Annotated in this window: 24 protein-coding genes, 1 tRNA gene and 2 pseudogenes; 19 read left to right on the top strand and 8 right to left on the bottom strand. The window is 48.1% G+C overall.

Going from position 1 to position 26,584, the window contains the following annotated elements; translation table 11 throughout:
• Window positions 1–51 precede the first annotated feature (51 nt).
• Entirely contained in the window at window positions 52–1,509 is a 1,458-nt protein-coding gene (gene pepD, locus WN16_RS08180; RefSeq protein WP_044702503.1) for a cytosol nonspecific dipeptidase, read from the bottom strand.
• A 261-nt stretch (window positions 1,510–1,770) separates the two neighbouring features.
• Here pepD and gpt point away from each other — a divergent pair, with 261 nt between their 5' ends.
• The 3 genes from gpt to crl all read left to right on the top strand — a co-directional run bounded on the left by gpt (window position 1,771) and on the right by crl (window position 4,033).
• A complete protein-coding gene (gene gpt / locus WN16_RS08185; protein ID WP_003031380.1) occupies window positions 1,771–2,229 on the top strand; it encodes a xanthine phosphoribosyltransferase in 459 nt (152 codons plus the stop codon).
• A 100-nt stretch (window positions 2,230–2,329) separates the two neighbouring features.
• Window positions 2,330–3,574 carry an esterase FrsA gene (gene frsA, locus WN16_RS08190; protein WP_044702502.1) on the top strand — a complete coding sequence of 415 codons (1,245 nt, stop codon included), beginning with the start codon at window positions 2,330–2,332 and terminating at the stop codon, window positions 3,572–3,574.
• A gap of 57 nt (window positions 3,575–3,631) precedes the next feature.
• Entirely contained in the window at window positions 3,632–4,033 is a 402-nt protein-coding gene (gene crl, locus WN16_RS08195; protein ID WP_003031376.1) for a sigma factor-binding protein Crl, read from the top strand.
• Window positions 4,034–4,089: 56 nt separating this feature from the next.
• On the opposite strand, the gene phoE is transcribed toward crl, so the two are convergent.
• Complete coding sequence (phoE, locus tag WN16_RS08200; protein ID WP_003843783.1) at window positions 4,090–5,145, bottom strand: phosphoporin PhoE; 1,056 nt, start codon at window positions 5,143–5,145, stop codon at window positions 4,090–4,092.
• Window positions 5,146–5,434: 289 nt separating this feature from the next.
• Here phoE and proB point away from each other — a divergent pair, with 289 nt between their 5' ends.
• The 13 genes from proB to WN16_RS08265 all read left to right on the top strand — a co-directional run bounded on the left by proB (window position 5,435) and on the right by WN16_RS08265 (window position 19,580).
• The gene (gene proB, locus WN16_RS08205) at window positions 5,435–6,538 is read left to right on the top strand and encodes a glutamate 5-kinase (protein WP_003031373.1); all 1,104 of its coding nucleotides are present in this window, start codon (window positions 5,435–5,437) and stop codon (window positions 6,536–6,538) included.
• An 11-nt stretch (window positions 6,539–6,549) separates the two neighbouring features.
• Entirely contained in the window at window positions 6,550–7,803 is a 1,254-nt protein-coding gene (gene proA, locus WN16_RS08210; protein ID WP_003031370.1) for a glutamate-5-semialdehyde dehydrogenase, read from the top strand.
• A gap of 270 nt (window positions 7,804–8,073) precedes the next feature.
• The gene (locus tag WN16_RS08215) at window positions 8,074–8,793 is read left to right on the top strand and encodes a Crp/Fnr family transcriptional regulator (RefSeq protein ID WP_044702490.1); all 720 of its coding nucleotides are present in this window, start codon (window positions 8,074–8,076) and stop codon (window positions 8,791–8,793) included.
• A 595-nt stretch (window positions 8,794–9,388) separates the two neighbouring features.
• A complete protein-coding gene (locus WN16_RS08220) occupies window positions 9,389–9,976 on the top strand; it encodes a common pilus major fimbrillin subunit EcpA (protein WP_003031365.1) in 588 nt (195 codons plus the stop codon).
• A 52-nt stretch (window positions 9,977–10,028) separates the two neighbouring features.
• On the top strand, window positions 10,029–10,706 hold the full coding sequence (locus tag WN16_RS08225; RefSeq protein ID WP_003031363.1) for a hypothetical protein: 678 nt from the start codon (window positions 10,029–10,031) through the stop codon (window positions 10,704–10,706).
• Between the two features lie 58 nt (window positions 10,707–10,764).
• Window positions 10,765–13,257 carry a CS1-pili formation C-terminal domain-containing protein gene (locus tag WN16_RS08230; protein ID WP_008324497.1) on the top strand — a complete coding sequence of 831 codons (2,493 nt, stop codon included), beginning with the start codon at window positions 10,765–10,767 and terminating at the stop codon, window positions 13,255–13,257.
• Between the two features lie 4 nt (window positions 13,258–13,261).
• Window positions 13,262–14,878, top strand: a complete 1,617-nt coding sequence (locus WN16_RS08235; protein ID WP_044702486.1) for a hypothetical protein — start codon at window positions 13,262–13,264, stop codon at window positions 14,876–14,878.
• Window positions 14,875–15,570 carry a fimbria/pilus periplasmic chaperone gene (locus WN16_RS08240; protein WP_003031358.1) on the top strand — a complete coding sequence of 232 codons (696 nt, stop codon included), beginning with the start codon at window positions 14,875–14,877 and terminating at the stop codon, window positions 15,568–15,570. Before WN16_RS08235 ends, WN16_RS08240 begins: the two co-directional genes overlap by 4 nt.
• Before the next feature lie 144 nt (window positions 15,571–15,714).
• Window positions 15,715–16,446, top strand: a complete 732-nt coding sequence (locus tag WN16_RS08245) for a winged helix-turn-helix domain-containing protein (RefSeq protein ID WP_044702485.1) — start codon at window positions 15,715–15,717, stop codon at window positions 16,444–16,446.
• Window positions 16,421–16,894, top strand: a complete 474-nt coding sequence (locus tag WN16_RS08250) for a hypothetical protein (RefSeq protein WP_044702484.1) — start codon at window positions 16,421–16,423, stop codon at window positions 16,892–16,894. Before WN16_RS08245 ends, WN16_RS08250 begins: the two co-directional genes overlap by 26 nt.
• A 341-nt stretch (window positions 16,895–17,235) precedes the next feature.
• Window positions 17,236–18,684, top strand: a complete 1,449-nt coding sequence (locus WN16_RS08255) for an EAL domain-containing protein (RefSeq protein WP_044702495.1) — start codon at window positions 17,236–17,238, stop codon at window positions 18,682–18,684.
• Window positions 18,685–19,031: 347 nt separating this feature from the next.
• Window positions 19,032–19,340: an isoprenylcysteine carboxylmethyltransferase family protein gene (locus WN16_RS08260; protein ID WP_230132591.1), complete on the top strand. Its 309-nt coding sequence runs from the start codon at window positions 19,032–19,034 to the stop codon at window positions 19,338–19,340.
• A gap of 164 nt (window positions 19,341–19,504) precedes the next feature.
• Window positions 19,505–19,580: transfer RNA gene (locus WN16_RS08265), tRNA-Thr, on the top strand.
• Window positions 19,581–19,969: 389 nt separating this feature from the next.
• Here the strand turns inward: WN16_RS08265 and ykfI are convergent.
• The 6 genes and pseudogenes from ykfI to WN16_RS24685 form a co-directional block, all read right to left on the bottom strand.
• Window positions 19,970–20,311, bottom strand: a complete 342-nt coding sequence (ykfI, locus tag WN16_RS08270) for a type IV toxin-antitoxin system toxin YkfI (protein WP_003031349.1) — start codon at window positions 20,309–20,311, stop codon at window positions 19,970–19,972.
• A gap of 20 nt (window positions 20,312–20,331) precedes the next feature.
• Window positions 20,332–20,649 carry a type IV toxin-antitoxin system YeeU family antitoxin gene (locus WN16_RS08275; protein WP_003031347.1) on the bottom strand — a complete coding sequence of 106 codons (318 nt, stop codon included), beginning with the start codon at window positions 20,647–20,649 and terminating at the stop codon, window positions 20,332–20,334.
• 17 nt (window positions 20,650–20,666) lie between these two features.
• Window positions 20,667–20,888: a DUF987 domain-containing protein gene (locus WN16_RS08280; protein WP_003031346.1), complete on the bottom strand. Its 222-nt coding sequence runs from the start codon at window positions 20,886–20,888 to the stop codon at window positions 20,667–20,669.
• An 8-nt stretch (window positions 20,889–20,896) separates the two neighbouring features.
• Window positions 20,897–21,373, bottom strand: coding sequence for a RadC family protein (locus WN16_RS08285; RefSeq protein WP_003031345.1), 477 nt, complete (start codon window positions 21,371–21,373; stop codon window positions 20,897–20,899).
• 15 nt (window positions 21,374–21,388) lie between these two features.
• On the bottom strand, window positions 21,389–21,850 hold the full coding sequence (locus tag WN16_RS08290; RefSeq protein ID WP_003031344.1) for an antirestriction protein: 462 nt from the start codon (window positions 21,848–21,850) through the stop codon (window positions 21,389–21,391).
• A 112-nt stretch (window positions 21,851–21,962) separates the two neighbouring features.
• Window positions 21,963–22,055: pseudogene (locus tag WN16_RS24685) on the bottom strand (DUF905 family protein); the annotation flags it as partial.
• A 503-nt stretch (window positions 22,056–22,558) separates the two neighbouring features.
• Between WN16_RS24685 and betT the strand changes: the two are divergent.
• The 3 genes and pseudogenes from betT to WN16_RS24690 all read left to right on the top strand — a co-directional run.
• Window positions 22,559–24,556, top strand: coding sequence for a choline BCCT transporter BetT (gene betT, locus WN16_RS08300; RefSeq protein WP_016245729.1), 1,998 nt, complete (start codon window positions 22,559–22,561; stop codon window positions 24,554–24,556).
• Window positions 24,557–24,620: 64 nt separating this feature from the next.
• Window positions 24,621–25,898, top strand: a complete 1,278-nt coding sequence (locus WN16_RS08310; RefSeq protein WP_003036928.1) for a DUF2254 domain-containing protein — start codon at window positions 24,621–24,623, stop codon at window positions 25,896–25,898.
• A 275-nt stretch (window positions 25,899–26,173) separates the two neighbouring features.
• A pseudogene (locus WN16_RS24690) lies at window positions 26,174–26,317 on the top strand (morphinone reductase); the annotation flags it as partial.
• Between the last annotated feature and the right edge of the window lie 267 nt (window positions 26,318–26,584).

The raw sequence follows: 26,584 nt of genomic DNA on the forward strand, positions 1-26,584 counted from the left end.
ATCAGCATGTAGGCCGGATAAGCACAGCGTCATCCGGCGTTTAGCGCAGACTTACTTCGCCGGAATAGACTTCAGCAGTTCAGTCAGCAGCGTCCAGTAATGGCCGACGCTTTCGATATGAACCTGTTCATCCGGGGAGTGTGGACCGGTGATGGTTGGCCCGATGGAAACCATGTCCATATCTGGATACGGTTTCTTGAACAGACCACATTCCAGACCGGCGTGGATGATTTGGATGTTAGGCGTTTTGTTGAACAGACGCTGATAGGTTTCACGAACCAGGTGCATAACCGGAGAGTTGGCATCCGGCTGCCAGCCTGGATATCCGCCTTTTGCCTGGGTTTTCGCGCCAGCCAGTTTACCCAGTGAATCCAGCATGCTCACCACGTAGTCTTTACCGCTGTCGATCAGAGAACGGATGAGGCAGTGAATTTCAACGTTGTCGTCAGTCATGGTTACAACGCCGACGTTCAGGGAGGTTTCTACCACGCCTTTTGCTACGTCGGAATTGCGGATAACACCGTTCGGGGTGGCGTTCAGCAGACGCACAAAGCTGTTGCGAGACTCAGCGGTCAGCGCGGCTTTGTCTTGAGTAACGGCATCCAGCAGCAGAGCCAGGTTCTTCTCTTTGGCTTCCAGTTCGTTTTTCAGGATTTCCTGATAGGTGTTGACCAGCGCTTTTAACGCATCAACTTTATCTGCAGCCACGGCCAGGGTGGCAAAGGCTTCACGCGGAATTGCGTTACGCAGCGTACCGCCGTTGAAATCAACCAGACGCAGATCCAGCTCTTCAGCGTGGCCCGCCAGGAAGCGGACCAGCAGCTTGTTCGCGTTACCGAGACCCACGTGGATTTCGCCGCCGGAGTGGCCGCCTTTCAGGCCTTTTAACGTCAGCTTAAAGCTCTGGAAGCCAGCAGGGATTGCTTCACGGGACAGCGGCAGGTTAGAGGTAAAGTCGATACCGCCTGCGCAACCCATGTAGATCTCACCTTCTTCTTCTGAGTCGGTGTTGATCAGGATATCTGCCTGCAGCCAGTTAGCCTGCAGACCAAACGCGCCATCCATACCTGCTTCTTCGGTCATGGTCAGCAGCACTTCCAGAGGACCATGTACCACGCTGTCATCAGCCAGAACGGCCAGCGCGGACGCCATACCGATACCGTTATCTGCACCCAGCGTGGTGCCACGGGCTTTTACCCATTCGCCATCAATATAAGGTTGGATAGGATCTTTGGTGAAGTCGTGCACGGTGTCGTTGTTTTTCTGCGGGACCATATCCAGGTGCGCCTGCAGAACGACCGGTTTGCGGTTTTCCATACCTGCGGTAGCGGGTTTGCGAATCAGGATATTACCAACTTGATCGCGCTCGACGTGGAAACCTTTTTCCTGGGCCCAGCTCAGAATGTGTTCAGCGAGCTGCTCTTCATGATAGGACGGATGAGGAATAGAACAGATTTTGGCAAAAATATCCCATAGCGGTTGCGGGGATAATTGAGACAGTTCAGACACGTTGAGTCTCCTTGGCGATGTCCTACAAAACTTACTTGCAGGCCACGGGGTTAGCAGAATTAAAAACACCACAAGTCAGGCTTGCGCGATGCGATTGAGAATACCACTTTCTCCGCTGACGGCTAGCATAAAGCATGCAAAAAGAGGCGCGGATTCCGCGAAACACTGGTTTTTAGTGCGTCAGATCTCTATAATCTCGCGCAACCTATTTCCCCCTCGAACACTTTTTAAGCCGTAGATAAACAGGCTGGGACACTTCACATGAGCGAAAAATACGTCGTCACCTGGGACATGTTGCAGATCCATGCACGTAAACTGGCAAGCCGCCTGATGCCTTCTGAACAATGGAAAGGCATTATTGCCGTTAGCCGTGGTGGTCTGGTACCGGGCGCATTGCTGGCGCGTGAATTGGGTATTCGTCATGTCGATACCGTATGCATCTCCAGCTACGATCACGACAACCAGCGCGAACTGAAAGTGCTGAAACGTGCCGAAGGCGACGGTGAAGGTTTCATCGTAATCGATGACCTGGTTGACACCGGTGGTACCGCCGTTGCGATCCGCGAAATGTATCCTAAAGCGCATTTCGTTACTATCTTCGCTAAGCCGGCAGGTCGCCCGCTGGTGAATGATTATGTTGTTGATATCCCTCAGGATACCTGGATTGAACAGCCGTGGGATATGGGCGTGGTGTTCGTCCCGCCGATCTCTGGTCGCTAATCTAAAAAGTTTTCAACGCCTGGCAACTGCCGGGCGTTGTTCTTTTTGTGCAGTGTCAGGTTACACTATGCCTTAGTGAGTACTCATGGAGGCTGCAATCATGTCACAGGCTAACCTCAGCGAAGTCCTGTTTAAACCCCGCTTCAAACACCCTGAAACGTCAACGCTGGTTCGTCGTTTTAATCACGGCGCGCAGCCGTCCGTACAATCTGCCCTGGATGGTAAAACCATTCCCCACTGGTATCGCATGGTGAATCGTCTGATGTGGATCTGGCGTGGCGTCGACCCGCGTGAAATCCTTGAGGTGCAGGCACGTATCGTGATGAGCGAAGCCGAACGTACGGATAAAGAACTCTACGATACGGTTATCGGCTATCGCGGCGGGAACTGGATCTATGAGTGGGCGAAGCAGGCGATGGACTGGCAACAGAAAGCGTCTATGGAAGAGGATCCGCAGGTGAGCGGACGCCACTGGCTGCATGCGTCTACGTTGTACAACATTGCCGCTTACCCACACCTGAAAGGCGATGAGCTGGCAGAACAGGCACAGGCTTTGGCCAATCGCGCCTATGAAGAGGCCGCGCAGCGACTGCCGGGGACATTGCGCGAGATGGAATTTGCCGTTACCGGCGGCGCGCCAATCACTGGATTCCTGCATATGCCAAAAGGCGACGGTCCGTTCCCGACGGTGCTGATGTGCGGTGGCCTCGATTCCATGCAAACGGATTATTACAGTCTGTATGAGCGCTACTTTGCTCCACGTGGCATTGCTATGCTGACGCTGGATATGCCGTCGGTTGGGTTCTCATCAAAATGGAAACTGACTCAGGATTCCAGCCTGCTGCATCAGCACGTATTAAAAGCGCTGCCTAATGTTCCCTGGGTGGATCACACTCGCGTGGCGGCCTTCGGTTTCCGCTTTGGCGCTAACGTAGCGGTACGTCTGGCATATCTGGAATCATCACGTCTGAAGGCGGTGGCCTGTCTGGGACCAGTGGTTCATTCGCTGCTTAGTGACCCGCAGCGTCAGGCGAGCGTCCCGGAAATGTATCTTGATGTACTGGCTAGCCGCCTGGGGATGCATGACGCCTCCGATGAAGCGCTGCGCGTTGAGCTTAATCGCTATTCATTAAAAGTGCAGGGCCTGCTGGGGCGACGCTGCCCGACGCCAATGCTTTCGGGGTTCTGGAAGAACGACCCGTTTAGCCCGGAAGAAGAGTCACGTTTAATCACATCTTCATCTTCAGACGGTAAGCTACTGGAGATCCCCTTCAATCCGGTGTATCGCAATTTTGACAAAGGGTTGCAGGAAATAACCAGTTGGATCAATCAGAGATTGTGTTAAAAGTTTGCTAAATTTTATCGATTTGGTAAAACAGGTGCTTCACCTAAGGAGATCGTAATGACGTTACCGAGTGGGCATCCGAAAAGTAGATTGATCAAGAAATTCACCGCGCTTGGCCCGTACATCCGGGAAGGGCAGTGCGAAGATAATCGATTTTTTTTCGATTGTCTGGCTGTTTGCGTCAACGTGAAACCGGCCCCTGAGAAACGCGAGTTCTGGGGCTGGTGGATGGAACTGGAGGCGCAGGAAAAACGCTTCACGTATAGTTATCAGTTTGGTTTGTTTGATAAAGACGGTAACTGGACTGCGGTGCCGGTGAAAGAGACTGAAGTGGTAGAGCGACTGGAATACACCTTACGTGAATTCCATGAAAAATTACTTGGCTTGTTAACGACGCTGAATCTGGCGCTGGAACCTGCTGACGACTTTAAGGATGAACCGGTTAAGTTAACGGCATAATGAACAGTGAAAAGCCGGATGGCGGCGCAACCCCATCCGGCTTTTTTTATGCTATATCAAAACTGGTAGACCATACCGACGGCAACGATATTATCATCGTTGATGCCCAGCTTATTATCGCTATCGAGCTGGTTGATTTTATAATCGACAAACGCGGACATATTTTTGTTGAAATAGTACGTTGCGCCGAGATCAATATAATTCACCAGATCTTCATTGCCGACGCCTTCAATATCTTTCCCTTTAGACAGCACATAACCCAGTGACGGACGCAGACCAAAGTCAAACTGGTACTGAACTACCGCTTCGAAGTTCTGTGTTTTATTAGCAAAGCCACCGGAAATTGGCGTCATATTGCGCGTTTCAGAATAGAACGTTGCAATATAAATATCGTTAGCATCATATTTTAAGCCAGTTGCCCAGGCTTCTGCTTTATCGCCTGTACCGCGAGTTTGCAGATTCTGCTGGTTAGTACGATCGGAGTTGGTATAAGCGCCGCTCACCGCAAAGTCGCTGCCGCCAAAGTCATAGGTAACGGAAGTACCAAAACCGTCGCCGTTCTGTTTTTTCACATCGCGGTCCTGGTTTTTACCCTGATATTGCAGGGTCAGATCCAGGCCATCCACGACGCCGAAGAAGTCGGTGTTACGGTAAGTTGCCAGGCCGCTGGCACGTTTGGTCATAAAGTTATCGGTTTGTGCGGAGGAGTCGCCGCCGAATTCCGGGAACATATCGGTCCATGCTTCCACGTCATACAGCGCACCCAGGTTACGACCATAATCAAACGAGCCAAAATCTTTTAATTTCACACCGGCGAAGGCCAGACGTGTTTTTTGTTGGTTAGAATCGCTTTCAGCTTTATTGCCGGCGAATTCAGCCTCCCAACGACCATAACCGGTCAGTTGATCGTTAATTTGCGTTTCGCCTTTAAAACCTAAACGGATATAGCTTTGGTCACCATCTTTGCTGTCATAATCCGTCATGTAATGCATGGCTTTTACTTTGCCGTATAAGTCCAGCTTATTACCGTTCTTGTTATACACTTCCGCTGCCTGTACGGATGCCGACGTAACAATTCCCATCACCACTAATGCCAGAGTGCTCTTTTTCATTTTCATTCCTGATTAAAAGTACGCGCTAATATTCACTGGGTGTGATCCCCGTTAAAAGACAGGAGGGTTTTTAACGTCTGGCAATGAACGTTTTATGACAAAGTAAGAATATTTTTAAAAAAGGATGTTTTTTTGTTTCTGTAATAAATGCGTCAAAATCTGCCGCTACGCTTGCTGATCCTGCGCAATAAAATTTCATGCTTTGTGCGCTGGTTGTTGGCAACCGGGGCCAGTCCTGCTAAAACGTTCGTTTGATATCATTTTCCCCAATTTTGAATGGCAGAGAATCATGAGTGACAGCCAGACGCTGGTGGTAAAACTTGGCACCAGTGTGTTAACGGGCGGATCCCGCCGCCTGAACCGCGCCCACATCGTAGAACTGGTTCGCCAGTGCGCGCAGCTCCATGCCGCAGGGCATCGTATTGTTATTGTTACCTCAGGCGCGATTGCCGCCGGACGTGAGCATCTTGGTTACCCTGAACTCCCGGCAACGATAGCCTCGAAACAGCTGTTGGCAGCGGTAGGGCAGAGCCGACTGATTCAACTATGGGAACAGCTTTTCTCGATTTACGGTATTCATATCGGGCAGATGCTGCTGACGCGTGCGGATATGGAAGACAGAGAGCGCTTCCTCAATGCCCGCGATACGCTGCGCGCGCTGCTGGATAACAACATCGTTCCGGTCATTAATGAGAACGATGCGGTGGCGACCGCTGAAATTAAAGTGGGTGATAACGACAACCTCTCAGCGCTGGCGGCAATTCTGGCTGGAGCCGATAAGCTGCTGCTGTTGACCGATCAGCAGGGCCTGTTCACCGCCGATCCTCGCACCAATCCGCAGGCGGAGCTGATCAAAGACGTGCACGGTATTGATGATGCGCTGCGCGCCATTGCCGGAGACAGCGTCTCGGGTCTGGGAACCGGCGGGATGGGAACAAAACTGCAGGCCGCCGATGTCGCGTGCCGCGCCGGGATCGACACCATAATTGCCGCAGGCAGCAAACCGGGCGTCATTGGCGACGTGATGGAAGGCGTTTCCGTTGGGACGCGTTTTCATGCTCAGGCATCTCCACTGGAGAACCGTAAACGCTGGATCTTCGGCGCGCCGCCTGCCGGAGAAATTACTGTTGATGAGGGCGCTACCGCAGCGATTCTGGAACGCGGCAGCTCATTATTGCCAAAAGGCATTAAAAGCGTGACAGGCAACTTCTCTCGTGGTGAAGTGATCCGCATCTGCAATCTCGAAGGGCGCGATATTGCCCACGGCGTCACCCGCTATAACAGCGATGCGCTGCGCCGTATTGCCGGACATCACTCACAACAGATCGACACCATCCTGGGCTACGAATACGGCCCGGTCGCTGTCCATCGTGACGACATGATCACCCGTTAAGGAACAGGCATATGCTGGAAAAAATGGGCATTGCTGCCAAAGCCGCGTCATATAAGCTGGCGCTGCTCTCCAGTCGCGAAAAAAATCGCGTACTGGAAACCATTGCTGATGAGCTGGAAGCGCAAACCGAAAGCATCCTCAGCGCGAACGTACAAGATGTTGAGCAGGCGCGAGCCAACGGCCTGAGCGATGCGATGCTCGACCGCCTGGCCCTGACGCCAGCGCGTCTGAAAGCGATTGCTGACGATGTACGCCAGGTGTGTAATCTCGCCGACCCGGTCGGGCAGGTGATTGACGGTGGGCTGCTGGACAGCGGTCTGCGTCTGGAGCGTCGTCGCGTCCCGCTGGGCGTGATTGGCGTAATTTATGAAGCGCGCCCAAACGTCACCGTTGACGTTGCCTCCCTGTGCCTGAAAACCGGCAATGCCGCGATCCTGCGCGGTGGGAAAGAGACCTACCGGACGAACGCTGCCACCGTGGCGGTTATCCAAAAGGCGCTGGAAGCCTGCGGTTTACCCGCGGCTGCCGTACAGTCGATTGATAACCCGGACCGCGCACTGGTCGCTGAGATGCTACGGATGGATAAGTACATCGATATGCTGATCCCTCGTGGGGGCGCGGGCCTGCACAAGCTGTGTCGTGAGCAGTCGACTATCCCGGTCATCACCGGCGGCATTGGCGTATGTCATATCTATGTTGATGATACCGCGGAGATCGCCCCGGCCCTGAAGATTATCGTCAACGCTAAAACCCAGCGTCCGAGCACCTGCAACACCGTAGAAACTCTGCTGGTGCATCAGGATATCGCCGCGCGTTTTCTGCCAGCATTGAGCCAGCAGATGGCACAAAGCGGCGTAACTCTGCACGGAGACGAAATGGCGCTGGCTACATTGAAGGCAGGACCTGCTAATGTGGTTGCGGTGAAAGCTGAAGAGTATGACGACGAGTTTCTGTCGCTGGATTTGAACGTGAAAATCGTCACCAGTCTGGATGATGCCATCGCCCACATCCGCGAGCATGGTACCCAGCATTCCGATGCGATCCTGACGCGTACGCTACGCAACGCCGATCGTTTTGTGAATGAAGTCGATTCTTCAGCTGTGTACGTTAACGCCTCTACGCGTTTTACCGATGGCGGCCAGTTTGGACTGGGCGCGGAAGTGGCGGTAAGTACGCAAAAACTGCACGCGCGTGGCCCAATGGGGCTGGAAGCACTGACTACATACAAATGGGTTGGCTTCGGCGACGACACGATCCGTGCGTAATTGAAAACGGGCGATTCCATAATAGCACTCTGATTTTCAAGGCTATTAAGGCATCGCCCTGTTAATTCTAACCTTCACTCCACTGCCACATTTTTCTATCCTGCGTTTTAACATCATCAGTCTGGTTTTGACCCATGCGTCCCTGTGCCAGAAAGGCGATGTATCACAGAATTTTCCCTGCCAGCATGAATTTTCCTGGTCTTCAGTTCACGTATTGTTCCCATGGCCCGATCTATTAGAATCAGTCTCATTTTTATGAGGAGTTGTTGCGTGAAATCGGATATTCACAAACATCGCATTCCTGTAGTGCCGCTCGGCAACCCGTTTCCCCCCCGCCATTGTTCGCTGTGTCCAAAGGGAGCGGCAATTGATCGTGATAATCAACACCGATTAATAGACAAAAGAAGAAGGTTTAAATCAGGGGAGATACTCGCCCGGCAGGATGAAGCCGCAAACATGCTTTTTGTTATTCACGAAGGATACTGCAAGTCCAGCGTGGAATGCGGTGATAACGATTTTATCAGTCGCTTTTATGTTCCGGGAGATATCATGGCGCTGGATGCTGTCGAAGGGGGGAAGTACCTGACAACGATTAAGGCGGCAACGGCTGCGGAGGTATGTCATATCGATATTGCGCGGTTGTTCAAAGTAGCAGAAAAGGATCCGTCGGTTGCTGCCGCAGTCATCAAGTTTCTCTGCAGGGACAATGGATTCATTGTTGAAAAACTGCGGCGCTATGCGAATAAACATGCTGAGGCCAGGATCGCTGCTTTTCTGGTGGAATTTTACGAGATGCATTTACGTATTGGCAGGCCAGAAACGACGCTTCACTTGCCATTCTCCCGGGAGGAAATTGCCAGTTATCTCGACCTTAAAATTGAAACCGTTAGCCGGTCATTTAAATCCCTCGAACAACAAAATTTGATTACCCTACATCGGGTGCGAACGGTAACACTTAATAGTTATTTGGGATTAAAAGGTTTCAACTAAATCTCTCCTGTTGAGCGTTATATAACTCTTGATATTCCAGGAATATTCTTTTTATATGGAAAATTCCTGGTTTTATTTCTGTGAAATAATTATCAATTCGAATACTAATCCTCCAGCTTAGCGATTCTTTTATAAGAATATTCCCCCTCATATGAATATTTCATGAGAATTTTCTTGTGAAGTTAAAAAATTAGCATAATTGCAACAAATAATAAGCATTATAGAGAAAATATGGAGGCGTTAATTATCTTTATGTTTTGTAAGGGTTTTGCTTAGGTGGTATTTGTATGATCTTTTTGATATTTATCAAAAACATAAAAAAGATGAATTGTTTGGTATTGCTTATTTGTGTGGGTGATAATTCTGAAACAAGGCACATTTCAAGTACTTCTGTCTTAGGAGACTTCTTAGATAAAATTTTTTGTGGGAAAATTCTTAGTTTTTTGTAATTTTTGCGTTTCAGGGTTTGTTGAGATGTTACTTAATTCAAATGATAATTTTTTGGCGCGGCAATTCTGGCTCGCAATTAATGGAACCGCTGGAGTGACTTAAAAATAAGACTCGGTGGTGAGTTTGTTCTTAGGAGAAGATAAAAATGAAAAAATTATTATTAGTAACCTCTCTGGCTTCTGTATTTGTTGCAGCAAATGCAATGGCAGATGTTACTGCTTCTGCAACTGCCTCGTGGGACGCGACGGCAACAAAAGATACCACCAGTATGTTGGTTGTCACCCCGCTGAACTCTTTGACTTTCCAGTATGCTGAGGGACTGAAAGCCTTCAACTCTCAGGACGGTGCTTTTGATGTGACTATTCAGGGTCAGGAAACGGCAACTGATTTTGAGCTGACTGCTCAGATCATTAGTAACACGCTGACCAACGCCAGTGGCGATGCGTCTACCCTGAACGTAGGGGTGGCATGGAATGGCACCGCGCTGACTAACTCATCAGATACTGTCCTGGTTAACTCCAGCTCGACTTCTGGTCTTGAAAGCCTGATGGCTGATGGCGCTTATAACGGTGCTGCTCGTGTCAGCGATCAATCCAACTTCAAATTCACCATCGCGTCAGCGACTTCTGATGGTAGCCAGGCAGTAACGGATTACTCTGCTCTGCCAGACGGCTATTGGACTGGCGATGTAAAAGTACAGTTTAATGCAACCTGGACGACTCCGTCTGCCTAAGTAATAAAAATTCGGGAGAATTTTTTCTCCCGAATTTATCAGGAATGGCGTCATGAAAAAATATTTACCGGCAGTGATGTTGGTAGGGTTAGTAGCATCTTTTCCCGGATGGGCAATTAATGTGGGTGAAATCACATCGATAATGACTTCTGCTGAGAGTTCATTATCGAAAGAAATTACTAATACAACTGATGCGGCGCGTTATGTCAGTGTTTCGGTAAAACAATTGTCATCACCTTTGGCGGGGGGAGTCGAAATAAAGCCTGTCAATTCCGGAGAGTTACTTTCTACACCTGCCAATCTTATTCTTCCTGGTCAAGCAAAGGATGTTTTCCGCTTCTTTTATAAAGGACCAGCAGATGATCTCGAACGTTATTATCGTCTGCAATGGATAGATGAGCCGGTCACCGAGAGCGCGGAAACCCGGGCGAATAAAATGGCGGTAGCAACAGCGTCGGCAGAAATTGGCACTATTCTGGTGGTCGCGCCGCGAAAAGAACGTTTTGAATATAGCCGAAATGGCGATGTTATTACCAATACTGGCAATGTTTCGTTTCGTGTGATCGCCTATGGCGCCTGTAAGGATAAGGCTCGCGATCAGGGACGAGGTTGTCGCGAACGCTATTACATTATGCCAGGTACAAAAATAAAACTGCAGTTCACCGACATTAGTAATAGCCGCTCACGCATTGGTATCTGGCACGGTAAGCAGTTTATTACAGTGAAGTGATGGTCAATAGCAGCCATCTGTACGGGATAAATAAAAATACCGGATTGTAAGGATGCATATGACAACAAAATATATTGTCGGCGGTAGCATTTGTCTTTTTCTTGCGCTGACACCAGGAACTTCACATGCAGCCCCAGTAAAAGTGGGTAATTACGTTATTCCCAGCGCTTTCGCCCGTTCACTGGAGCAGGGAATGACGGTGCCGGTATATATTCGTTACAACGAGACTGACGAGAAAAGTCAGCAAAAAATTGCCGATGCGATGATTTCGCTTGTTGATGGCAATATTACAGTTAAAGCCCTGACTCTTGCTGAATTGCCTAATAATGCCGTGTTATCTGGAAAAACTCGTGCGTTGGTAGAAAAAATTCGTGATGTGAAATTTCACGATAACACCAATATCGAGCTATCGGACAATGCACGCCTGCAACTCAACGTCTCTTCATTTCACCTGGAGATGATAGTCAGCAAAGATGCGTTAACTGAAGCGATTGTCGCACGCAGTAGCCTGCTTGGACCTTCCAGCGTGGAGTCTCTCTCTAACGTCCTGAATTATAACTTTGGTACCTACTACAACGATTATCATAATGGCAGCAGTACCCGCAGCTATCTGACGGTGGACAATACAACATCGCTGCGTGAGCACCATATCAATATTAACGGTTCGTTTTACGGCATCGGCGACAGCAACGGCACCAGTAAACTCTATCGTGCGATGTATGAGCGTGATTATGACGGGTATCGACTGGCGCTCGGGATGCTCGACACCTGGAACGTGCAGTCTATTGCTAGTCTGAATGCGTTGAATGGTGGGAAAATTTACGGTGTGAGCTACGGAAACAAAGGAAGTACGGTTGTTGAGAATACCGCGCTTTCACTCACGCCGATTACCGTATTTTTGCCAGCCGCTGGCGAGGTTCATGTCTTCCGTGATGGGCGTTTGCTCAGCGTGCAGAACTTTAATATGGGCAGCTATGAAATTGATACCAGTCGCTTTCCGTATGGTGTTTATGACGTCACGGTAGATATCGTGGTCAATGGCCGGACAATTAATAGTCGTATTAGCAGGGTTAATAAAATCTTTGCCCGCCAACAAGCCGCCGGGATTGATCAGCTTTCGTGGCAACTGTTTGGTGGCTCACTGGATTATGACCGTGTGAGTTACAAGCGAAATCATTATCAAGATTTGGGCAACGAGCAGACCTGGATTGCCGGGGGGGCCGCATCGGTGACGCTGGCGATATTATCGGGGCTGGGCCTGAAATCCACGCTCTACGGTTTTGACAACAATGCGGTTAATGAAACGGATGTCACGCTCAATGTGAATGAATACGTAAGTATTGGCAATCAGACGCTAGTGGCGAACGATTCGTCTTGGCGAAATATCAGTAACATCAACCTTAATGTCCCTGAGGGATACGGTTCCCTATGGGCATCTCGTGAAGACAGTAAAATTGGCGATCGTCTGCCTTTACAGGAGCGTGATAATTATTCCATTGGCGGGACTCTTAACCTCGGAAAGTTTATTCCTCATGGCGGCTCGCTCACCGTGAGTCAGACGGAGAATCGCTACTCGGGAAATAAATATCGTAATCTGGACTACAGCACGACCCTTTATTCAGGCAGGTATGCCACGGTTGGGTTGCGTGCAGGTATTCAGCGTTATTACTACAACAATCGGAATGACGATGGGCGACAGGAACGTTATGTCAGTCTGGATTTATCATTGCCGTTGGCGACCTGGTTGAGCATGGGCGTCTCCCGGGATCGTTATGGCAGTACTCAGGGTAATCTCAGCGCGCGTAAGCAGTATGCTGAGGGCCCGATTAAATCGGTCGGATTGTCGGCATCAACGCGTCTGAGTGGCGAACAGTATTACGACAATAATTATTCGGTAAACGGCAATTTGAGTTATGACACGAAATATAACGCCGGCACCGTATCGGTAACGCGTTCTGCTGACAACTCCACCAATATGAACTTCTCTTCCCAGGGTTCTCTGGCGTGGGCAGGTAAAGATTTCGGCCTGAGTAAAGAGCGGCAGCGGTCCGGCATCATTGTGAAAACAGATTTGACCGGTGAAGGGAAACTGGCTGCGAAGATTAATAACCGCAATTATCTTCTCAGCGGTAAATCAAATTTCATTGCACTGCCGCCCTATGCTCAGTACAAGCTGGAAATCCTCAATGATAAAAACTCTGAGGACAGCTTCGATATTGTTTCAGGACGCAAACAGGAGCTGACGCTATATCCGGGTAACGTGGGTGTTATCAACCCTGAAGTGAAAAGCATGGTCACCGTATTCGGGCGCATTCGTTATCCCGATGGACAATTGGCTGCAAATACCGATATCCATAACCACATCGGTAAAACGCGTACGGATGAAAAGGGTGAGTTTGCTATCGATATCGATAAAAAGTATCCGGTCATCACGTTAATTTCAGCCAATGGCAGCATATGCGAAGCCGATCTTGATTTGGAAAAAGCACGCGGCGCAGCGTGGGTTGGCGATGTGAAATGTGCAACGCAAACCACGATGGCGCAGAGGTAATAAAATGAAAGCATTAATTAAATTAGCTACTGTAATCTGTGCCGTAGGGAGTTTTTCACCTGTGCCTGCTTTGGCGTTGAATGCAATCTCTTCCGGCTCAGTTAGCAATAACTATTTGTTTATCGAAAATGCCATTGATAGTGAATACTTTATTACCCCATCGGCACTTGATCCGCGTTTCAGCGGGTCAAACACGTGGATAAAATACGGTACCTCTCAGGTGAGTCTCGGGTATTTAGGTTTTGTCGGCTGGACTGCGCCTGGAAATTATTATCAGGACATGTGGATTGATAACTCCCCGATTAACGGGCCTTTCCGGGGAATCCGTTGTTATAGTGGCACCCAATGCCCATCAACCGGGTTTATTGCCGGATTGGGCACTGACAAAAACGGTTTTTATCATGCGCAGGTCGGCTCTGTCGCAGGCGTTATTGGTGGCGCCTACGGATTCGCTTCCCTGACCGATACTGCTTATGAGTACTTTCGCAATGTGCCTACCGGTAGCAGCGAAACCTACGTGTTCAACCGCTGTTATACTTCTGTAAATTATGATTATTCTTCCGGGCAACGGTGCAAAGACCAATCGACAGGATCATGGAATTACGTCAATTACACGTTAACTAAACGCGGTCATCTGTCACTTGTCTCGACTAACGCATTTCAGGAGCTTTGGGTTGCCAGCGACGGTACGCCGAGCATCACCAAAGACTCTGGTTATTGCGAACTTGGCGTGGTAGGCGGTACTGACGGTGTGATTTGCAAAATGGTGAGTTATAACCTGCAACAAACGGCCAATCTGACCGCCTCCTTGACGTTTCGCGCTTTTGTCGATACGGCGATGCTTGGTTTTACGCCCGGAGCGGCCACCGTGAGATACTCCGGGAATGGTTCAAACTGGTATAACTATGGTACTTCAACTGCTTATTACAACGTTTTTACGACCTCTGGAGAATACATTTATATTTTTCTGTCAAAAGCATTTTTGAAGAATCTTGTCGATTCAGGGATCAGCATTACTAACAGTCAGCCCTTTACCTTCGGTTTTTATAATGGCTTAACACCAGAGTCAGGACACTACCAGTTTACTCCTTCGCTACAGCTTAATATTGTGCCGAAGGAGTATGGGATCAGTATCGTCTCTTCGGACAACACAGCTTCTGCGAGCGGTAGTGGCACGATTGGCGATGCCGCTCCTATAGAAATGGAGTACACCGTAACCGTCTCAGGCCCCCGTCAGGCAGACAGTATCACCGCGCAAGTTATTGGGGAAAGTACGACGATAAACAGTGTCCCTTACTGTCTGTTTACGTCTGCGCATGGCGGGCTGTCCGTCCCCATTCCCGCTTTTCTGCAGTACAACAGTCAGTCGGGGGGCGTGGTGCAAAAACGAAATAGCTGCAGTGAAGCGGCAGTCAGTATGAGAGATGCGCAGTGGCAACAGACGCCCTGGGACGCAAATAACAATGACGATGGAAGCTATTATGCTACTGATTTGAAATTGCTTTTCCCAATGAATGATTCGCGTTCGATGTTAACCGTTTCCGGCGCTGACTGGGAAGGTGTCGTCAGCGCCAGTGGAGAGATAAAAGTCACGGCGAATTGGGTGGGAGTGACGCCATGAACCGCCGTCGTCTGGCGCTTAGATGGGTATTTATTCTACTTTCCGGTCTGACAGCATTCTCTACACAGGCAGTCTACCTGGAGTCGACCATTTATGAGATGCCATCGGATAAAGCATTTATCAGTAAACGAATCTATAACGATAGCCAGAAACAGAATTTATACAGTATCGGCGCAGTAAAAATTGATAAGCCGGGACCGGGAGGTGAAAACAGAAGTGCTATTGCTGAAGGCGAACTTCTGTTTACTCCGCTGAATTTTTCACTGGCTCCGCAGGCGAGTGAGTTTTTTAAGATTTTCTACCGCGGGCCGCAGGATGATAAAGAACGCTATTACCGAATTCTGTTTCGTGAAATGCCGATCACGCTGTTTACCGAACGTAATCAAGGGAAAGGCGGGCAGGCTCTCCCGGTGATCGCTATGGACACCATATTGGTTGTTCGCCCGAGAAACATAAATCTGGCCTACACAATTGATGAGGCTAACGGAACACTGAAAAACACTGGGAATACTTTTTTTAAAATCATCGTACACCAAGGGTGCAATTCAACCGATGATGAAGCCACCATGCGTTATGTGTTGCCGGGTGAAACCTGGCGTAGTAGTGAGCTCAAAACAAAAAACCGAAAGTTTATCGTAGCGTTGCAGAAATACATCCCAGTAGGTCAGGGGTGCTTCAAACTCAATCAATAGTAAGCATTGAGTCTGATCCGATATGTCATGGTTAGATATCGAACCTATACTGTAACTATCTTTATACAATGCAGTATTCAGCTCAGCACAGATGAAACTTTGGTCATTTGTACTCCATGTCACGGTATTCAAGAGTCAGGTAGTATGAAAAGTATAATTAATGATCAGGTTGAGTACGATTCCACCAGAAAAAGCCTGAAACATCGCGATACTACAATAATCCTTTCGGCATCTACAGCGAGACTACTTGAGCTATTCATTGCCCATAAAAATCAACAACTCCATCGTGAGTTTATCATTGAAGAAGTATGGAAAAAGCATGGCATGGCCCCATCGGGTCATAGCCTTAATAAAAGTATCAGTATATTGCGAAAAGCATTTAGTGAGTTGGGGGCCGATAATCCCATTGAAACATTGCCCCGGCAGGGATTTTTGTTCCATGCTTCGGTCAATGATGAACAGTCATCTTTCAGTGGAGATGTACCTGTTCGTTCGGTAACAGAAACGGTGAACTCACCCGCAACACCGAAACGCAAAAATATTGTTCTGTTCATTTTATTGTTTGCCTTTCTTGGGAGCTCTGTTTTGATATTGCCAACTCTTAATTCAGGTGCCACGAATTTTATCTATATCAGGGCAATAGGTGATTGTGAACTTTATACTGCCGATGACAATAATGCTGATAAAACGAAAGCGTTTTTATCTTCTGATATGTGGCGAAAAATAAATGCGACTTGTCATGATGGCAAGAAAACAATTGTTTTTTATGATGATAATAATTTATCGACAGGTAATGATCTTAAAGAGAATTTTTTGGGGATCTGTACGCTGGATAAAGGAGGGGCTGCCCGTGAATGCGAAAATTATCTTTATTAGCGGGGCGATCTTTCTTGCGGTGATAACAGCATACTTTTTTTATCGCCATCAAGAACCTGAGACGCTGACCTGCTCTGCCAAGAATTACCTGCATCTGGAGGCGCAAACTCAGGGCGTAAAAATTGAAGGTGAAGTTCTGTTGGTTTTTCGTATTTCTTCCGCTACCGAAGGGCGGGTATCCCAGATAGGGAGCCTTAATATTCAGGGTAAGCACTATGCTGTAGATCGTAATGTTGTCCTGAATTTTATTGGCAAAGACCGCGACGGATATCTGCAGACTCGTCGCTTGGCTATTGTCAAAAATAAAAATGACAATGTTCCCGATGAAATTACCGAACTGCTTATGTCTCAACAGGATATTTTCTATTATAAGGTCATCCGTATCGCAGGAAATGTCTATGCGATAAGAGATCTGCGACGTACGCTCATGGTTTGTCGGGCAGCATAAATCAAGGTAATGTGTTAGCATTTTGATTTTTGTGGTTGTATATTTTGTCGTTGCTTGCATTTGTGGTTTTTTGTTTTGCCTTGTAGTGAAAATGAGTAAAAGGATTTGTACTGATGAAAATTAGGAATTTTCCTTTTTCGATATTTGAAATGGATTTACTATTTAATGGGAATACGCATATGGATAATTGTGATTATAAACTCTGAAATTACGTGATATGGCTTATGGATAAAGTTAATTCACGAACCGCCTTATAATTGCTGGAGGCTGAAGGTGTTGTATATTCTCTCGTGTATATAACGAGGGACCTGCTATGCCATAAATTTAAGTTGGTGGTAACTATGAATACGAAAAAGGTTTTTCTGCTCAGTTATGATATTTTTCTTTTCTCAGGGATAAAAGCGTGGCTGCCAAATCTGGTACTGGTGGATGCGCGATCATTTATTTCTGGTACACAGTCAGTTATTCCACGATACCCGTCCTGTTTGCTGGTGATCGATAACCGGTTACCATTGCTACTGGTCAGGAAATGGTTTCAGAGAAATAGCACGCAGTTTATCAACATCAACTGTATTGTTCTTCGGATGAATGAAACTCGTTCTGTTAATAGAGGATACGAGGAGTATGCTTTCATTAATGGACGAGAATTATCTGAACAATTGATTTCTCAGCTAAGAGCCAATTTAATGGCACCCAATGAGGTTGTGGAAGTCACTAAAGGTTCGACGATTTTTAATTTTCATTTGACTGAATTTGAAGAGGAAATGTTGTATTCATCATTCACAAAAGAAAAATTGCACGACTTTTGTATTGCTAACTCACTAACAACTAAGTCAGTTTATCGATATCGGGAGCGGATAACCGCTCGTCTGGGATTTTCTCATTTTAATGAAACTATCATTTTTTTAACCAGGAATAATTTATTGCATGAAGGCTACCCGACAAACAGTCATTCTGGTGAGAATGTAATTTATGGCGATGCATATGATGTTTCAGATTCTGGCCGACTGAGTATGGCAATAAGGAATGAAGAAATCATTCCTTATTTTCAGCCCATCGTAAATATCCATGGGGACGTCTGTGGTGTTGAGGTTTTGGCTCGGTGGCCACAGGGCCATAATTATGCGATTTCTCAGCGTGAGTTTATACCTCTGGCTGAAAAAAGTGGCTTAATGAATGAGTTAACGAGCTATTTAATGACCACCGTCGCGCGTAATCTGGTCGACGGAAGCGAGGATATTAATAAAACGCTATTCGTCTCCTTTAATGTCAGTCCATCAGGTTTAAGTAATCCTGTTTTTTATTGGGAATGCCTTAACTTTATGGAGATAACGCAAAGACTACCGATAAAATTAATGATTGAAATAACCGAAAATCAGACTCTAACTATCACTCCAGCTCTCAAAGAGCTGATACGATCGTTGCGAAACAGAGGGGTGCTGTTTGCTTTAGATGATTTTGGAACGGGATACGCTAATCTCTGCTATCTCAATGAGTTAGACCTGGATGTAATCAAAATTGATAAAACGTTCATCAAGGCTATTAAAGAAGTTGAGCAACATATCCCTATGCTCGAGTCAATCATTCATCTTTCCGGACTCCTGGGGTTACGCATGGTGGCGGAAGGCGTTGAATATGGCTATCAGCAGCAATGGTTGCGGAAAAATAATGTGGATTACCTGCAGGGTTATCAATTTTTACCGCCAGTGATGTTTGATGATTTTATGCGTTTTTACAAGCAGTCTGTAGGGCTGTTTGAATCAGCGTCGGATTCAACTTTTTCAGCGTAAACCTGTCGGGAACATCAGGGGCGGATGCCTCTGGTGCCGGTTTTTTGCCGAGGTTAGTACTACAGATCCTGCCTGTCTGGTGAAGACGATAGCCAGTTCTGAGTGAAACATTGTTTGTTTATGTGTCTTTTACAAGGTATTTATAGCGGTATCAGCGTTAATCAAACCGCTTCCGAGGTTAGTCTATAGCCATGCGTCATTTCCTGACAAAATTAAGAGTCTGGCTTCCACCACCACTCATCTTAATATTATTCCTCATCGCGGACGCGTTGACGGCGATCCCGCGTTTCACATTTGGCGCGGCGACTATCGTAATAAGTGCATTGTTGGCTAGCGCCAGTTTGGCGATGATACTGCATACCGCGTGGCAGATGCGGAAGAAACGTACGACGCTAAACCCACTGCATGCAGAGAAATCGACCACGCTTGTTACTGGCGGATGTTATGCCTGGAGCCGCAATCCAATCTATCTTGGAATGAGTGGACTCCAGTTAGCTTTTGCTCTCTACGTCGGTAGCCTGATTGGAATATTGGCTGCACCACTGTTTATGCTGGCGGTTGCCAGATTGCACATTGATTTTGAAGAGGAACAACTGCGAAAACATTTCGGGCTGGAATGGAAACACTATGAGCAGCGTGTTCGCCGCTGGTTATAGCGTTCCCTTGCCGCGTACAGGATGCCTGTGACGACACGATTCGTGCGTAATTGAATCCGGATGATGCAAAAATAGGCGTTTGATTCGCAAGGCCATTGACGCGTCGCCCGGTTAGTTTTAACCTTCTACCCCGTGCTCACATTCGTGGACATGTCCTTTTCAGGGCCGATATAGCTCAGTTGGTAGAGCAGCGCATTCGTAATGCGAAGGTCGTAGGTTCGACTCCTATTATCGGCACCATTAAAATCAAATTCTTACGTAAGATCTTATCATTCTCCCACCAAAAAATTATTTTCATGTAACAGCTGGTGTAAGTAAATTCTATCAACGAAGATCAATCTTATCTACTGACCAAAAAGGCCTGATAGGGCTTCGCTCACTATACATCCGTGGCTGCAGGTTTAGTTGTCCATGTCTACACCACTCCTAAATTTAATGTGTTGGCAATGTGTTCAATAAAGCTCGAACAAATTAGCTCATTATGATCGGTTAATACTTCAACTTCTGGTTGCATGATTGTTTGTCCGTAAAAAGATAACGCGCCCGCCGGGTAGTAGCAGGCGCATTACGCAATAGGTAAACAAGGGAGGAAGTTCAGAAATGTAAATCGGGAAGGTTGTACGCAATGTTCATCGTACTACGTTGTTACGGCTTTGCCGCAACAAGCCAGTTGCCTGCCGCGCTCGCAGAATGTCTACAGCCCGGAGATAAGGAGATTGTTCCTGCCAGCTAAATCCCTTCCTGTCTATACGAACCAGCTCGTATTTTTCTACCAGAAAATTCACGGCATCGGCTAGGGTGATACCGGCATCGATGTGTTCCTTAATCACAGCCTCATTGCAGAATGGCGTGTCGTTTATTGTCAGACCATAGTGCTGTTCCAGCAGACGTGTCAGTAACATTTGCCAGACAGCCACGGGTGACAGGCAGGGCTTCACCGCCCGCTGAGTTGTTGCAGGTAAAGTTTTCATGTTTGCTCTCGTGAAGGTAATTAACGCTGAGTGGGGTAAATGGCGATGTATACGTAGCCGCAACTGCCAAGGGTGTCGGCTTCGCAGGTTAAATCGTTGTGGTACAGGGTAACGCAGTGGGCATGGTGGGTGCTGAGTTCACCAGTGGTCAGCATCGATTCCATCTGGCGGATAAAGTGCGGGAATGTTTCATCCAGCTTCCGGTATTCGATGTCACTGAACTTGCCGGTCATGCTGGCCCGGTCAGCCAGATAATGCAGTCGGTTGCCTTCCTGCACCAGACGGGCTCCCAGACGTGGCGTGATATCACGCTGCAGACCCCATGTGATTTTGCTCATTGATAACCTCTTTATTGTCAGTTCAGGGTGATGCTCATCAGGCAGGCATAAGGCCCCTCGCGGTCCTGGCGGCGTTCGGCGTATACCGCCAGGACTCCTGTGATATCCGGAACGTCCCTGCCGGTGTAATGGCAGACGCTACCGTGCCACTGGTATTTGCCGGTGCAGAAACGAAAGATTCGGGACTCAGGATGCTGGCGGTATATCGTCATTGCCCGGCGTTTACTGATAATTTTCATGTAATACCTCACAGCAGACCGTGTTCTGCGAACGAATAGATTTGCCTGCCGCCGACAATCAGATGGTCAGGGACACGGATATCCACCAGTTGAAGTACCTGAACCAGTCGCTGCGTGAGGGCTTTGTCAGCCTGGCTGGGCGTCGTCTCGCCGGAAGGATGGTTATGCGCCAGTATTACCGCTGCCGCGTTGAAGTACAGAGCGCGCTTGACCACCTCGCGGGGATGTACCTCGGTACTGCTAATAGAACCGGCAAACAGGGTTTCGTGGGCAATCAACTGGTTCTGCTGGTTCAGATACAGCACCCGGAACTCTTCCCGTTCAAGCGCGGCCATATGCAGCCGCAACCACTCCCGGACGGCATGAGTGGAGGTGAAGGCTACCCCAGGCTCATGCAGGTGCCGCTCCAGAGCCCTGAGCGCCCGCTGAATGAGACGCCGGTCCTGTGGCGTTATCTCGCCGGGTAAAAAGGAAAGCTGTTTCATTCGTTGCTCCTCCGGTCAGTCAATGATACGCAAAATGGCGTGGGCTTCAGAATGCTGCAGGGCATAGTCCCGCAGGCGGTAATAGTGCGCGGTCATTGCGTCACACTCTGTACGGCAGGCGTGATGGCTGTATTCAATCAGGCAGACAGCAATGCCTGCGGCTTCAGCACTCATGTCCGCGCCATTGCCGTTCATACCGTTGAACAGATGCCATTTATCGTCAACGTCAGCATCAGGGGCCATAAACGCGCCGCCATTGCTGAGCGTGTAAAAGGACCAGATACCACTGTTGTACTCGTCACAGAAGCGGTCCATCCAGGCGAAAATGCGGGGTTCCAGCGTTATCCATTGTGGGATAGAGCCAAAGTACTGCGGCCAGAAGCAGATACGCTGTTCGTCGGGTATCTGCGTTACGGTCAGTTCAAATTCGGATTCGTTAGCAGCAGATGCGAGGTTGTTTTTTGTCGCTGTTGTCATGGGTATGTCTCCGTCAATAAAAAAACGCCAGCGGCGACGGCTGGCGTATGCGGTAATAATGAGTGTTCGGGAAGATTAAATGTTGCTGGTAAATCATGCGGAGCCAGCAGATGGATACGTCCGTACAGATGCCTGGCTTGCGGGTATAGCGGTTAAGACCTTCACCGGCATCCGGTTCAAAGTTCCATGCCTGCCCTAGTCGTCTTCAATGTTAACGCCGGTGATACTGGCAGGAACTAATGGCCCTGCTGCGCAATCAGCCGATACCCACTACGGTAGGTCATAAAGCGATTAGTGAAACGACTTCAAACCTTCAGAATTATTCATTACTCCCCCCCTGAAAAATAATAAAAAAGCGGCAGAATCGTGAGATTCTGCCGTTAGTTGTGTATGTTCAGAGGAATGATATATATCTGAATATTTTTATAATGCTGATAGGCCGTTTTGTGCCAAAAGCAGAAGCTGGTAATTCGTGTCTAATATACTTCACTTAACGTATATCCCAGCTCTGGTACAGAATATGCAAATTAAATACCCAAGAAGTGGCAGGCTGATTAACAAAGAACTCCTTCGATTATAGGATGATTTGTATCGGCACTCATCACACCATGTGCTCGATTCACGCCGCATAGTCAGTTGAATTTTGCTACTCTGTAAGAGGTGGTAAGCATTATCCAATACGGATTTAAATCAATGGAATAAATGATTATGAGTGAAAATGAAACAATCCCAAAGAAGTCTCACAGCCAGATTAACAAAGCTGTATTCTTTACATCTGCTTTGTTAATTTTTCTTCTTGTCGCTTTTGCCGCTGCATTCCCGGATGTTGCTGACAAAAATTTCAAACTACTTCAGCAACAAATCTTCACGAATGCAAGCTGGTTCTACATCCTTGCTGTGGCCCTGATTTTATTGAGTGTCACGTTTCTGGGACTCTCACGCTACGGTGATATCAAGCTGGGTCCGGACCATGCGCAACCTGATTTCAGCTATCACTCCTGGTTTGCGATGCTTTTTTCGGCAGGGATGGGGATCGGCCTGATGTTCTTTGGCGTTGCTGAACCGGTGATGCATTATCTCTCACCTCCCGTTGGCGCCCCAGAGACTGTTGCGGCAGCGAAGGAAGCAATGCGGCTGACCTTCTTCCACTGGGGTCTGCATGCCTGGGCAATATATGCCATTGTAGCGCTGATTCTGGCCTTTTTCAGTTACCGCCACGGTCTACCTTTAACGCTGCGTTCTGCACTCTATCCCATTATTGGCGATCGCATATACGGACCTATAGGCCATGCGGTTGATATTTTTGCCGTTATAGGTACGGTCTTTGGCGTTGCAACATCGCTGGGTTACGGTGTTTTGCAGGTGAATGCCGGTTTGAACCACCTATTCGGGGTGCCCATTAATGAAACGGTGCAGGTCATTCTGATCGTGGCCATCACGGGGTTAGCGACGATTTCTGTGGTGACCGGCCTAGACAAGGGAATACGTATCCTGTCTGAGCTCAATTTGGGCCTCGCGTTGTTGCTCCTGGCGCTGGTCCTGTGTCTGGGGCCAACTGTGCTTCTGCTGAAGTCATTTGTGGAAAATACCGGCGGTTATCTTTCGGAACTGGTGAGTAAAACGTTCAATCTTTACGCATATGAACCTAAGTCGAGCAACTGGCTGGGGGGCTGGACATTACTGTACTGGGGATGGTGGCTTTCATGGTCGCCATTTGTGGGGATGTTTATCGCACGGGTCTCACGCGGCCGAACCATTCGCGAATTTGTCACCGGTGTGCTGTTTGTTCCGGCCGGCTTTACGCTCATGTGGATGACGGTGTTTGGTAACAGCGCAATCTATCTCATTATGAACCAGGGGGCGACCGATCTCGCCAATACCGTCCAACAGGATGTCTCGCTGGCCTTGTTCAATTTCCTGGAGCATTTCCCGTTCTCCTCCGTGCTGTCATTTATTGCAATGGCTATGGTCATCGTCTTCTTTGTCACATCTGCTGACTCGGGGGCAATGGTTGTAGATACTCTGGCATCAGGTGGGGTGGCAAACACACCCGTCTGGCAGCGAATCTTCTGGGCATCGCTCATGGGAGTTGTTGCAATTGCGCTTCTCCTTGCGGGAGGGCTGAGCGCGCTGCAAACGGTGACAATAGCAAGTGCATTACCCTTCTCCGTGATCTTGCTGATATCCATATACGGGCTGTTAAAAGCCCTGCGTCGAGATTTGACTAAGCGTGAAAGCCTGAGCATGGCGACTATTGCTCCTACGGCTGCACGTAACCCAATTCCCTGGCAGAGAAGGTTACGCAATATCGCGTATCTGCCGAAACGATCTCTTGTGAAACGTTTTATGGACGACATTATCCAGCCTGCCATGACGCTGGTTCAGGAAGAACTGAACAAGCAGGGGACGATAAGCCACATTAGTGACGCAGCCGACGATCGTATTCGTCTTGAAGTGGATTTGGGCAACGAGCTGAATTTTATATATGAAGTGAGGCTTCGCGGGTATAGCTCACCCACCTTCGCGCTCGCCGCAATGGATAATGATGAGCAGCAGACTGACCAACATCGATATTATCGCGCTGAGGTTTATCTCAAAGAAGGCGGTCAAAATTATGATGTGATGGGCTGGAATCAGGAACAGTTGATTAATGACATACTGGACCAGTACGAAAAACACCTGCACTTCCTGCACCTGGTTCGTTGATAGCAAAATGCCGTCCTAGGGGGCGGCAATTATTTATCCCGACCGCAATACGAGGGAATGCAGAATGATTTCACGCTGGCAATGGATTCTGAAGCAAACATTTAAGAAACTCTGGTTCAGAGCTACGTTATTCGCAATTGTCGCGATAATAACGGCTCTTTTATCTATTCTTTTTAAATCAATGATTCCTGAGTCGGTTTCAGTGAAGGTTGGTGCGGAAGCAGTTGATAACATTCTGAACATACTGGCATCGAGTATGCTGGCAGTGACCACATTTTCGCTGAGTATCATGGTCACAGCCTACGGTTCAGCCACTACTAATGTTACTCCCAGAGCAACGCGTTTAGTTGTGGAAGACGTAACCACACAAAATGTACTGGCCACCTTCATTGGTTCCTTTCTCTTCAGTCTGGTAGGAATTATTGCCCTCAATATGGGAGCCTACGGAGAAAGGGGAAGAGTCATTTTATTCATTGTCACACTCGTTGTCATTGCCCTCATCCTCATCACATTGCTTCGTTGGATACAGCATTTGACCTCTCTGGGGAGGGTCGGTGAGACAACAGCAAAAGTAGAACAGGCGGCCATCGAAACATTTATTGCGAGAGCCAGAAATCCCTGTCTCGGCGGATATCCATGGCTTGAGAGCTATGAACAGCCGAAAGGAACGGTTGCAGTTTATCCGAAGAAGATTGGCTATGTTGAATATATTGATATGGAGAAACTCAGCAAGCTGCTGGCCAATGATCCTCGTCATGTATACCTTGTGGCGCAACCAGGCAGTTTCATTCATCCGTCCATGCCAGCTTTGTACCTGAGTCAGGGCCAGGAGTCATCAATCTGCGCCGATTTACTTGAGACGATCATTGTCTCGGATGTGCGTTCATTTGCTCAGGATCCCCGATTTTGTCTTAGCGTCATGGCCGAAATAGCCTGCAGAGCCCTTTCACCCGCAGTGAACGATCCTGGAACCGCAATCGATGTCATTGGCAGAGGTGTTCGTATACTTTCTGCTTACGCGCAGAATAAGTCTCATGAAATTGAAGTGACCTATCCTTCAGTACACGTTGCGCCACTTCAGAACAACGATCTCCTGGAAGACTTTTTCTCACCTGTCGCACGCGATGGTGCCAGTATGAGAGAGATTCAGATAAGAGTGCTCAAAGGGCTATCTATGCTGAGTACGGGTTGGCCTGAGATGTTTGCTGATGCCGCGCACACTCTGGCAATTGAAACATTAGAGCATGCAAATCGCGCTGACCATATAGACTCCGATAGAGAATTCATAAAATCAATTTATTTTGATTTGTTTTTTGATGAAAACGCTAATAAGCAATCATAGTTGTGGAGCAAGCGATTTGGTTGCTAGCGAGACAAGAACAAAGCGTCTGCATGAGAATGGGCGTCTGCTTTGTATTAGAAGAGAACATACTGAGTCTTCATCACTTTTGCAGCAGGCTTTATCTCTACGTAAGACATCGCCTACAATCAAATATTTCGGTTTAATACCAGGAGAACACTAAATGTAGAAATTATGTCTACTCAGTTCGGAACAGACTACTGTTTTTTTATTCCGTAGCTGAGACCATCATATTTCCTCCAGCAAAGGAGATAAAAATGGAAAAATTATTTACCCAGTTTCAGACCGGTGATACTGACCTGGTAAACCGCGTCGTTATGGCCCCCATGACCCGCTCACGGGCAATGACTAGTGATACCGCTGATGAACTGACCGCAAAATATTATCAGCTGCGTGAATCCGTATGGGGCAAACCGGAGGTCGTCCGTGACGGGCTCAGGGATCTGGTTCGCCGCACGGGCGCAGATGAAATTATGGTGAACTCATGGCAAGGCACTCGTCTTTGCCGCTCTTCAGAAATAATGCTGAGTATTCTACCGGAAAGGCAAAAGGATCATTTACCAAAGATAATGACGAGAAAGTCATTGACGAAGCGGGGAAGGGGTTAAGTCATCAATCCATATCAAAATATCAGACGCCTGTTTACGCTATGCGGGCGTCCGCTTTTC

This window comes from Citrobacter sp. ABFQG (assembly GCF_004322975.1).
Taxonomy (GTDB): domain Bacteria; phylum Pseudomonadota; class Gammaproteobacteria; order Enterobacterales; family Enterobacteriaceae; genus Citrobacter; species Citrobacter freundii.